We start from the raw sequence: 11,954 nt of genomic DNA on the forward strand, positions 1-11,954 counted from the left end.
AAACGCTTGGTCGCCGTCACTCCGCCGCCGGACAAGTGCCCGCCGGATCGCATTCGTCGAGCGTCGGCGTCCACAGATCGTCGTTGCCCGCGCCGGTCACCGGATCGTCGAGCAACGGTTCGCCGCTAAGCGGATCAAGGTCACGCATCGTGATCAGCGGCACCGGCAGGCTCTGACCATTGCCATCCTCATCCTCGGCATCTGCGGCTTCTTCGATCACATCCTGTACCGGGAAGCTGTTTTCGAAATCGAACGTCACCGCCGAGCAGCTGGCGACATTGCCGATCAGGCATCCGTTGAAGGTCGACCGCGGATCAAAGCTGCCCGCCGTCGGCGTCGATCCGCCGATGGTGAGCAATGGCACCGTGTCGAGCCCGGTGACCTGGCCATCCGTGCTGATCTGAACGCCGTTGATGACAATCCGCGATGTGCCTTCGGTCAGGACGTCAAGCCCGCCCCCGCCAAAAGTCAGCCCGCGGCGATTGGCGAATTCGGTGCCGGTGCCGCTGTTTTGGACATAAAAGCCGCCAATGACTTCGGCGCGGATGCCGCGCGCGAACAGCGACCCTTCGTCCAGGAGCACACCGTCATTCTGCGCGAGCCGCGCTTCGATCGCGTCGGTTGTTGTCGCCGCGCCGACATCGTTGATGGCGGCGGTGGTGGCGACGATGATATCGTCGGACACCATGTTGAGCTGTCCGGCAGCGGCGGTGCCATTGACCAATCGTACCGTCCCCTGACCCAATATGACTTCCAGCGCGTCGTCCGCGAACAGGTTGAGCGCATTGGTGTCGGACAGGCCGGTCAGCTGGACATTGCCGATCACCCGCATCTTGCCGGGGGTGCGGATGGTCAGCGCGCCATTGGCGCCCAAGTTCGATCCAGCGGCGCCCCCGGCGATCGTGAAGCTATCGACGATGATGTCGGGCGGTGCGCTGCTGCCGACCGATGCACTGTTGGCGGCTTCGACTTCGGGCGCAAAGACTTCGATGTCGGTGCCGAACAGCCGGGTGAGTTCGCTGGCATCGAGGTGGAAACCATTGCGGGTGCCGGTGCCGCCGACGAATGTCTGGCTGAACACGTCGTTATTCTCGATCGACAGCCCCTCGGTACTGCCTGCCGTGCCGACGCGTGCGCCGCTGGCGATGATGATGTCGTTCGAGCGCAGCGCGATATTGCGCGCTGTCAGCACACCGTTGATCACGATGTCGCCTTCCGACGTGATGTCGGTGGCATCGGCGGCCAACGCTGAAATGACGATGTCATTGCCGTTTTCCGAGGTCAGCGTGGTCCGGCCCGCGACAACGCTCGACGTGATCGTCAGTGTACCCGACCCGTTGGTTACCACCGCATCGCCAACATCGGCATCGAGGACGGCAAAGACGATGTTGCCCCCGGTGCGCAGGTTGATGCTGTTGCCGGTCGCGGTCACCGGACCGGTCGAGATCAGGCCGTCCGACGTTACAGCGCCGTTGCTTGCATTAAGCAATGTCGCGCCGCCCGCCTGAATGTTGGTGGAATTGACGCCGCTTGCGCCGGTGAGCGTTAGCTGGCCGGTACCGGTGGTCTGGGCGCGGGTAATGTCCACGATGCTGCCGGTCAGGGTCAGGTCGCCCCCCGCGCGGACGCGGCCGCCGACGATGTCGCCTGACGTCGTAATCGACAGGTTGTTTCCGGCGCTCACCGTTTCGATGATCGTACCGCCAGGGGTGGCCAGCGATTCGAGATTCGCGCTTGACGCGGTGATCGTAACATCACGCCCGGCGGCGATTGGGCCGGTGGCGTTCATCGTGCCGGTCGATGTCACCAGGACATCGGTGAAGGCATTCAGCGCTGCAAGGGTGGTGTCGCCGCCCTGCGTCCGGATGTTGCTGCTGCCCCCCGTGGCGCCGAGGCCAAATGTGGTCGCGCCGTTGATCGCGATCGCGCCCGTTGTTGCGGCAAAAATGTCATCGCCCGCCGACAGGGCCGACGCACCGATCGAACCACCCGCCGTCAGCCGGACGTCGGATCCGTCGGTCGCCGAGATCCCCTCGCCCGAATTGATGGTAAAGCCGCTGCCCGGCACGAAGCTCAGAAACGCAGTGTCGGCCCCGGCGCCCGTGGCGTTGACGCCATTTGCGGTGAGATCGCCGCCTGCGCGGACGTCGACATCGTCGCCGGCCGTTATGCCGCTGAGCGATGCGGTCGTGCCTGCCAGGACCAGCATATCCTCGCCCGCATTGCCGCCCGCGATCGTCGCTGACCCACCGGCGCTGACGCCGAACATGCGCGCCGCGGCGCTGTTCGCCAGTACGACATTCCCCGCGGCCTCCGCAAACAGGTTGCCCCGGGCGGTCACGCCGTTGGCATCGACATAGCCGCCGTTCGCGGTCGCCGAGACGTCGATATTGGCGTTGGAATTCAGCCGGACGTCGCCGCCCGCCACATAGCTGCCGGTCAGGTTGCCATCGGCAAAGATCGAGATCGTTCCAGCGACGTCGGCCTGATTGACCGCAACCGCGCCGCCCAGGCCAAAGGCAAAGAAGGATGCGTCGCCGGTCACGGCACCGGTCAGTCCGACGCTGTCGCCAATCAGATTGATGTCGCCGCCAGCCGCAATTGTGGCGCCGGTTATGGCGTTCGTGGCCAACAGATCGACGGTGCTTCCAGCGTCAATCGCGGCAAAGCTGATGCTGCTACCTTCGATCCGTGTCGCAAGGCCCGATGCCAGCGTGCCGGTCGTAGCCACGGCGCCCGAAGCGGTCAGCGTCAGATTGTCGAACGCGTCAATGCCGCCGCCGGTGATCGTCCCTGCCGATGCGGTCAGTGCGATGTTCGATTGGTTGGGCGGCGAAGAATTGATCTGGAAGAAACTGGGGCCGGACGGGCTGAACGGGCCGTAGATCAGCGTCCGGTTGTCGGGGCCGGTACCGGTCGTTGCAACGCCGTTGGCGACAATTCCCCCCGGCGCCGTGACCGTCAAGTCGTCGCCCGCCGTAATGTTGGTGAGCGCCGCGGTGGTGCCCGCCAGAACCAGCGCATCTTCGCCGGCATTGACGCCGTTGACCGACGCCGCACCGCCCGCGCGCACCGCGAACATACCGGTGGCGCTGTTGTTGGTCAGGACGACGTCGCCACCCGCATCGATGAACACGCTGGCGGCGATCGGGGTGCCGCTGCTCGAACTTTCAAAGCCCGTTGCGTTCGCCGATGCGCTGATATTCGCGCCCGAGGTGAGCTGGATACTGCCCACCGCATTATAGGTGCCGGTGATGTCGCCGGTGGCAAAGATCGAGATATTGTCCTCGACATTGGCCAGTGCGATGGCAACCGGGCCAGCGCTGCCGTTGGCGAACAGCGATCCGCCCGCCGACAATGTGCCGTTTATGGCGATCAGGCTGGCATTGAGGTTGATGTTGCCGCCCGCATCGATCGACCCGCCACTAATGCCCTGTGCCCCGACGGCGTTGCCGGTCGCGGTCAGCGACACCGAAGCCCCGGCATCGATATTGTTGAACAGGATCGACTGGCCATTGACCTGAACGAAGCCGCCCGCGGTCGAATTGCCCAGGTCGACCGCGCCGGGCGAGGTGATGAGGATATCGCCGCCGGTGATGATCGAATTCAGCCCGGTGCGGAAACTGGCGCCACTGGCGGTGAAATCATTGACCGCTTCGGCATGTTCAACCGAAACGGCCCCCGCGGCGGTGATGACGATGTCATTGCCCGAATCGAGCGCATCGACCTGGATCGGTCCCGCCGTGACCGACAGCGTCAAATCGCCACCGGCGCCCAGCAGGCTGCCTGGGGTACCGAAAATTCCCTGTGGTGCAGTGATGGTAAAGTCACCGGTAGCGCCTATCGTCGCCGCAGTGCCGCTTCGCGCATCATGGCGCACGTCAAAGCGTTCGCCCGCTTCGATCAACAGGTTGCCGCCAACGCTGAAACGGCCACTGCTGCGCGCATGGGCGCCCACTGCGCTTCCCGTCTCCAGCGTCGCGTCGCCGGTCGTGGAAATGGCGCCGCCATCGACGGCAACAAAAATGCCGGTCAAGGCTTCTTCGATGTTGCCACCGGTCGGCGCGGCTTCGCCGAGCGCGCTGGCTGCGAGCGTCGTAAAGGCAATGCTGCTCGATGCATTCTCATCAGTGCGCAATTCGATGCGTCCTGCCAGATCGCCATCGGCGTCAATGATCGTATTGCCGAGCGCGATCAGCCCGCCGCTGGCCGATTCCAGCACGGCACGCCCGCCAGTGCTGGCGATGGCCGATGCGCCCGCCACGCCGTTTGTGGCGCCGCCGAATCCGGTCCCCCCACCCCCGCTGGACCCCGTCACGCCCTGTACCGTGATCGTCACCGCCTGCGTCGTCGTGATGGTGCCGCCGTCGGCGATCAAGCGGACAACGCCGCCGCTCCCCGCGCCCGCATCGCCGCCATCACCCGACTGGCGACCAGCGCCGAAATGGTTGGCACCCTGGCCGCCAATCCCGCCAAAGCCATTGCTCCCCAGCGTCTGGGGGCCGCTGCTTCCCGGAGTCAGGCTGATCACGCCGCCGTCGGTCGCGAACAGTTCGACGATTCCACCGGTGCCATTGCCGCCGTCGCCACCGTCCGGCGCGGCGGTGATCGAGGCAAAGGGAGCCAGTCCGCCCGCGCCGCCATTGCCGCCGCGTCCGGCGGTTGCAAAGACGATACCGCGGGCTTCAAACCGTCCGCCGGTGCCCTCGGCGACGGCGCTGGCCGTTCCGCCAACCGCGCTGCCGCCATTGCCGCCGTTGCCGTCGCGCCCCGCTGCGCCATTGCCGCCGGTGGCACTGGCATCAAGGTTCATAAAGAACAGGCCGGCATTGAAGCCGCTGACGATCATCTGCGCCAGTCCGCCCCCGGCGTCGCCGCCGTTGCCACCGACATTGTGCAACCCGCCTGCGCCGCCCTGACCGCGGGCGGCCACCTGAACCGACCCGGCGTCGATAGCGGTGGCAAGGGCCAGCGTTGCGACGCCTCCCTGACCGGTGCCGCCCGTTCCGCCGACACCAACGCCGGTGCTGCTGCCCGAACTGCTGGAAAAGAATGAGCTGCCGCCCTGACCGCCGATGCCAGCGGCATCGACAATCAGGCTGCCGGTGTCGAGCGTCCCGCTCGCCACGTTGACGGCGGCGCTGCCGCCGTTCCCCGTGCCACCATCGCCCGGGGTGCCGGGGACGCCGCTGAAAGAAAAGATATTGTTGAAGGCGCCCCCTTCGCCGCCCTGGCCGGACGCGTAGGCGGCAACCAGGCTCGCCTGGACGGTGGCGCCATCGATATTGATCGCCGCCTGGCCGCCAGCGCCGACCCCGCCGACGCCACCCGGAATGATGTTGGTCGGCTCTCCGTCGTTGCCGGCCAATCCCTGGCCGCCTGTCCCGGAGGCCGAGGCGATGAGGTCGGCCACGTCGATCGTGCCGCCGAGCAGGTCGATGGTGGCGGTTCCCCCGATGCCCAGACCGCCCGTTCCAAGTCCGTCGCCGCCGAAGCCGTCGGCACTAACGGTAATGTCGCTCGCCGTGAACGTACCTCCGGTCAGGACGAGCGATGCAGACCCGGCCCGGCCGCTGCCGCCGGTTGAGCCTTGGGTGGAGACGTCGCCACCGATGGCGTTGGCGGCGATCGTCACCAGGCCGCCAACCTGCGCAGCTCCCCCGCTGATCGCCAGACCTGCGTTGCCACCCTCGCTGTCGCCCGTGACGCCATCGACGATACCGCCAGCTTCGATTACGAGATCGCCGAGCACGCCAAAGGCGCCGCCCGTGACATTAACCGCCGCGGTGCCGGGTCCGGCAGCATTGCCCCCCGACCGGACGATCATATCGCCCGTTGCGGAAACCGCGCGTCCGGCGTTGACGTTGATTGTCGCTCCGGCGTCACCGATGAACAGCGCATTGCCCTGGACAGTTATCCGGCCAAGCTGTGGCGGAGGGGCAGATGTGAGTGGGCCGGACGGGATTGTGCTCAACGGCTGGCCCAGGAAAGCGCCACTGGCGCGCGCCGTCGTGTCGCTGCGGAAAATCGTATCGTTGACGGTGATGTTCGCCGCCGCGTTGCCCACCGGGCTTCCGTCAATCTGGCCATTGACGACATTATAGCCGGCCGACAGCACGACAGCACCATCGGGGTCGGTCTGCGCCGTCACCGCGTCATCATAGCCCACCTGGCCCGACACCAGCATCGTCACCGCGTCATTTTTGGGAATGGCGACCATGTAGATGCGGCTCTGATCGATATCGCCCTGCTGGTGGGCCGGGCCGGTGGTCGTGCCGCTGTGGGTGATGACGTTGCCGCCTTCGGCGCCAACCAGCACATTGATGTCGAACAACCCGTTGTTGATGCGAATATCGGCCTGTTCGGCAGCGACATAGGCCGCAGAGCCATCGACGCGGACGGCGCCCGCCTGCACAATTCGCGGCGCGACCAGCGCGACATAGCTGCTGCCGGGATCAAACGGGTTGTCGGCGTTGATTGCTGCGCCGGCCGCGACCGTCACGTTCGACGTCCCTCCCGCAGCGCCGCGGAAACGGATTTCGCCCGAGGGACCGAGCAGGCCACCGGTGGTCAGGACATCGTTTGCCGTCAGCACCAGGCTGCCGACGTTGATGACCCCGGTTGCTCCGATCAGGATCCCTCCGGCATTGTAGAACCAGATGTTGCCGCCGCGGCCGCCGGAAGTGGCAAAGTCGATGCCGTTGACGGTGCCGTTGATCGCAATCTGATCGGCGATCGGCAGGCCCGCGCCCGACACGAAGCGGTTGAGCACGATATATTGGCCGGTCCCGGTGAAGGTGAGCGTATTGCCGCTGGGCAGAAAATCGATGATGCCGCCGACCGGCGCGTTCGACGGCGTCCAGTCGATGATCGTCTGCGCGCCGGTGGTGTTGACCGTCGTCGGGTTTACCCCGGTGCCGGTCGTCGTGCCGCCGGGCAGCGCGGTAATAGTGCCAGACCCCGCGACCTGTGCCATCGCTGGCCCGCCATGAGCGAGCGCGGCAAGGCCCGCCATGATGGCGCAGCTTTCAAGGAGGCGCCGCTTGCCCAGACGGGTCGGTGCGATATTGGCCGTGGCACGCATGTCAGTCGTCCTCGATGAATTCGTCATGGGTCAGCGCGCCTTCACGCCAAATTGGGTCGTCAGTGACACCAGCAAACGCGGGTCCGGCTTTTGTGCAAGGAAACCGCCGCGGTTAAGCGGCACCGCCATCGTCACGTCGAGCCGTGCGACATCGCCATAAGCAACGCGCACACCGCCCCCCGCCGAAAAAAGCTTCTGCGGATTGAGGCCGTTGAACGCGGCATCCTTGTTCCACACCCAGGCGGCGTCGAAAAAGGCAAAGGGCTGAAAAGCTAACGCCTTGGTATTGGCGGGGACGAACGAGCCGTAACGCGCTTCGAGCGCGACGCCGACGCCGCTGTCGCCGATGATCGTACCGGGATCGAATCCACGCCCGACCGTGAAGTTGCCGCCCGAAAATTCTTCATAGGCGAGCAGCGGATCGCTCGCCCATTGCGCGCGCGGCGCCGCGGACAGCGTGAATAATTTGTGCGGGCGCCATTCGGCGAGCGCATTGGCGCGCAGCAGGAACGCGTCGGGCTTGCCCTCGACGCGGGTCAGCGGCACCGCGCCGGGCAGGAAACAGGTGGCGCCGCCGGGGCCGCAGTCATCACTGGCGCCCAAGAAATTGACCCCCTGCCGCGCTTCCAGCGAGGTCGATAGCGCCCAGCGCGGTTCGCTGGGGCTGAAGCCGCTGCGGCCGGCGACCGAGGCAGGGTCGATCCAGCTCGCATCGGCGCGCAGGTTGAACACGCGCAAGCGATCGCGGTTGATCGGCACCCCGCCGAGGCCGATGTCCTGATCGATCAGGTCGAGCCCGCCGCCGATGGTGAACCGCCGCGCCTGCGTCAGCGTGACCGGATAGGATGCAAACAGGCTGGCGATCTGCGTTTCTGACTTGATCGGGAACGCCGCGATGTCGGGCCGGGTCCAGGCATAGGTATAGCTGGCGCCAAAGCGCAGCCCTTCGCCGCCGACGCGAAATTCATGCGCCAGCTGGACGACCTGCTGCTCGTCGAAATCGGGGGTCGAATAGAAGCTGGCGGTGGTGAGGTCGCCCATGCCGGTCAGTCCGGCAAAGCGGACCCGCGCTACCCCGCCCCAGCGCCCTACGTCGCGCGAGCCGAAATTCTGCGCGTTGAAATCGAACAGCACCGGGGTGCGCGCCACGGTGACTTCGCCGACGACTTCGCCTGGCGCGCTGCCGGGGCGCAGTGTCAGCCGCGCGTCCATCCCCGGAATATCGCGTGCCAGGAGCAGATAGCGTTCGGCATCGACGATGTTGAACACGGGCTGGTCGTCGAGGCGCGAGAGATAGCGTTGCAGCAGCCGTTCGTTGGCACCGGCATCGCCGCGGACCTCGATCCGGGTCATGCGCGCGGCGAGAATGTCGAGCCGGACGATGCCGTCGTCGATCGTCTGCGGCGGGACGCGGACTGCGGCGAGATAGCCTTTGGAGCGCAGCATCGTCGCCGCGCGATCGCGGATGTCGCAGACAACCGAAATTGGCAGATCCTGCCCGACCTTGTCCGACCAGCTTGGCGCCAGCATCGCCGAATCAATGCCGTCGACACTGGAAAATTCGACGCCCCGCAGCGCGATACGGACATTGGCGAATTCGGGATTGGCGAGCGGGCAGGGCGCGCGTTCGATGCTGTCGTCGGCGGATACGACCTGTTCATTGGGCGGGGTCAGCGGCGCCAGCGTCGGTTGCTGAATTTCCTCGCGCGTCGGGATTTGCGGCGTCGCCTGCGCCAGCGCGGCGGTGGGCAAGACGAAGGCGATCAATCCTGCCGAACAGCCCAATGTCCGGCGCAGTGCAGCCCGTTTCGGCCGCACGCGCGCGATATGTCCCAAATCCCCCGTAATCATCACCACCCCTTGAGCACGAACGCGACCGCGAAAGCGCGGTGCCTAAATTTCTATGGCTCTGCCGGAAACCGGCAGCGCGAATTGTTCGACCCAAGGAAAGATTCTGCCGCTAGATCAGCAGATTTTCTTTTATTCGTTATCAGATGGCTCGACCGGGTTCAATGCCCGCCCGAATCCGTTCATCTCAACCTGTTTCGGCATCCGACATGGCATCGACCAGGCGATTGAGCTGCGGCGTGCAGCCCTTGGCCATCAGCATATTGACCGATCCTTCGGCGGTGTCGGGGGCATTTTCCAGCGCTGCGAAGCGCACGTTAACCGGTGCGGTCAGGCCGCCGCCGGACAGCCGGTAATCGACCCCATATTGCACGGGCAGCACGTCGGTCGGCCATTTGCGGAAATTGGCGCCATCGACGATTGCGACGGTCGTCTTTTTGCCGGCGCTTTCGATTTCCAGCGCGGTGTCGCCTTCCATGTTCGGGCGCCACAGCATCAAGGTCGCAGGATCGACAACGCAAAAGGTGCCGCCTTCGCGATAATCGAGCAGCCACAGATTGGGGGCGCGCGATTCGACCGGTACGGGATCGTTCGGACCACGCGAAAACCCACCGCGGGAGCGCATCGTCGGCCCCTTGGCCAGCATCCGCGTGACCGTGCCGCTCATCGACTGGCTGGTCTGGATCGTCGCATTGGCGCCGAACGTACCGGGACCGGACAGGGTGCGCGTCTTGCCCGCCTGCATCAGCACCACCTTGTCGCCTGACACCAGGGTCAGTTTGTCAGTGGATTTCAGCTTGGCGCCGGTCGGATATTTGGCCGCCGACGGCCCGGTCGAGCGGACGACCATCGATTGCGCTGCGGCGGTGCCGACGACGGCGATCGCCACGACGGCTGCGGCGGCGGCAAGGCTCAAGCGGCGCTTCGGCAGATCAGGAAAGGACATAGCTTTCTCCTTCTTCGGTATTGTTCAGGCGTTCTATCAGGAACTTGATGGCTGCATCCTGACTAAATTCGGTCGCCGCCGCTGTGGCGGCCATCACATAGGCTTTTTTGTCGCCCGCGCTGTGCGCAGCAACCAGCGCGGCGATGCGGGCGCGCTGTTCGATCGACAGGTCGGGGCGCGACGTCAGGACATCGACCGGCTGCGCGCGGCCGCGCAGCGTGACGCGCCCCATCGGGATCAGATCGTCGCGATCGGCGCGCGCCGCCGCCTCGGCCGAGATGAGCACGCCAGTCTTGAGCGCCTTATTGGCCGCCTCCAGCCGCGAGGCGGTGTTCATGGCGTCGCCGAGCGCGGTATATTGGATCCGCCCTTCGCCGCCAAAATTGCCGACGATCGCGTCACCGACGTGCAGCCCGACGCGCGTCATGCCGAGCGGCGGGACGCCTTCGGCCATGTCGATGCGAAACTTCTCACCCGCTTCATACATGGCGAGCGCGGCGGCTGCGGCCTTTGGCCCGTCATCGGGGCGGCTGAGCGGCGCGCCCCAAAAGGCAACAACGGCATCGCCGACAAATTTGTCGATCGTCCCGCCATGGTCGAGGACGATGTCGGAGAGGCGATCAAGATATTCGTTGAGCAGCCGCGCGACGGTCTCCGGCGTCACTGCATGACTGAGCTTGGTGAAGCCTTCGAGGTCGGTGAAGACGCAAAAGATATTGCGGCGTTCGCCGTGGAGCGACAGCTGGTCGGGATCGCGCATGATCTGCGCGGCGACGTCGGCGGGCAGATATTTGCCGAGCGCCGACTGGGCAAAGGCGCGCTGGCGCGACCCGACGGTGCGCGCCGCAGTGCCGACCGCGGCATAGCCGAACAGCCAACCGATCGCCCAGCCAAAGGTCGGCAGCGTGGTGGTATCGACCCCGCGACCGTGGAGCCAGAAGGGGAAGGCGATGAAGAACGCCATCTGTCCCAGAAAAGCGAGCGCCACCCAGCGCGCGCGCAGGTCGATCAGGCTGGTTAGCCCGCCCGCCAGCACGATCAGGACGGCGAGGATCCACAGCACCGGCGTTGCAAGCGGCCGCGACCACGCCTTGTCGAGCTGCTGCGCCAGCATATGCGCGTGCACCTCCAGCCCGATCATCGTTTCATGCTGGCCGGTGATCGGATCGGTGAAGCGGCTCAATGGCGTGTTGAACTGGTCGTTGTCGATGATGTCGCCGCCGATCAGGACGTAACGGTCCTTCACCAGCTCGGAAAAGCCCGCGCGCATGTCGGCGTCCATCGGCATCGCAAAGGTGTCGATCGGGATATTGGCAAAAACCGGTTCTTCCTGTCCCTTTGCGGCGCGTGCGGGGACTAGGAACCGGATATTGCCGCGAAATGTTGCGTGCGCCGGATCGACCGGCGCCATTGCGTTGGACATCAGCGGCGGCAGATTCTTGGGTCGACCGGGCCATTTGCGGATCACGCTGTCGTCGTCGGTCTGGAACAGCACGCTGGTCGGCTTGGTTTTGGCGGTCGCAACGTCGGCGATGAAGGCTTCGAGAAATTTCTGCTGTTCGTAAAAGATCGTGTTCGGATTGCTCGCCTGCTCGGCATAGGCGAGCCAGGTCGGGGTCGTCATCGCGCGCAACTGCGTTTTCAGCACCTCGTCGTCGGGGCGCGGCGAATCGAACGCGATATCGATGCCGATCGCTTTGGCGCCCATCTGGTCGATATTGCCCAGCGCGTTGGCGAGCAGGGTGCGGTCGAGCGGCGATCGTATGCCGGTGTTGAACAGGGTTTCGTCGTTATAGGTGACCAGGACGATGCGTTTGTCCTGTTCGACATGCGGCGCCATCAAGGTCGCGCGGGCGTCGTACAGCGCGCGTTCGGCGGCATCGATGAGCGGCATCTGCCAACTGAAGCGGGCGATCAGGATCGCGATGATCAGGAACAGGATCGTCGCCGCCAACCGCGACGGGCCAAGCTGCATGACCAGGCGGCGCACCCGCTTGCCCAGCGGGACCACGGCCCGCTGGCTATCCGACGCGGCCGGATCGGCCCCGGGTGTTGCGGTTTTGGTCAGGGTCATCG

General features: G+C 65.5%; 4 protein-coding genes. All 4 read right to left on the reverse strand.

All coding sequences use genetic code 11. The features are described 5' to 3' along the window. Positions 1–16 precede the first annotated feature (16 nt). On the reverse strand, positions 17–7,084 hold the full coding sequence (locus VGN68_RS09965) for a hypothetical protein (protein WP_327476278.1): 7,068 nt from the start codon (positions 7,082–7,084) through the stop codon (positions 17–19). Positions 7,085–7,114: 30 nt separating this feature from the next. Next, positions 7,115–8,935: a ShlB/FhaC/HecB family hemolysin secretion/activation protein gene (locus VGN68_RS09970; RefSeq protein ID WP_327476280.1), complete on the reverse strand. Its 1,821-nt coding sequence runs from the start codon at positions 8,933–8,935 to the stop codon at positions 7,115–7,117. A gap of 184 nt (positions 8,936–9,119) precedes the next feature. Next, positions 9,120–9,878, reverse strand: a complete 759-nt coding sequence (locus VGN68_RS09975; RefSeq protein ID WP_327476282.1) for a hypothetical protein — start codon at positions 9,876–9,878, stop codon at positions 9,120–9,122. Then, on the reverse strand, positions 9,865–11,952 hold the full coding sequence (locus VGN68_RS09980; protein WP_327476283.1) for an adenylate/guanylate cyclase domain-containing protein: 2,088 nt from the start codon (positions 11,950–11,952) through the stop codon (positions 9,865–9,867). The genes VGN68_RS09975 and VGN68_RS09980 overlap by 14 nt, the downstream gene beginning before the upstream one ends. Between the last annotated feature and the right edge of the window lie 2 nt (positions 11,953–11,954).

It is taken from the genome of Sphingopyxis sp., assembly GCF_035998965.1.
GTDB lineage: Bacteria > Pseudomonadota > Alphaproteobacteria > Sphingomonadales > Sphingomonadaceae > Sphingopyxis.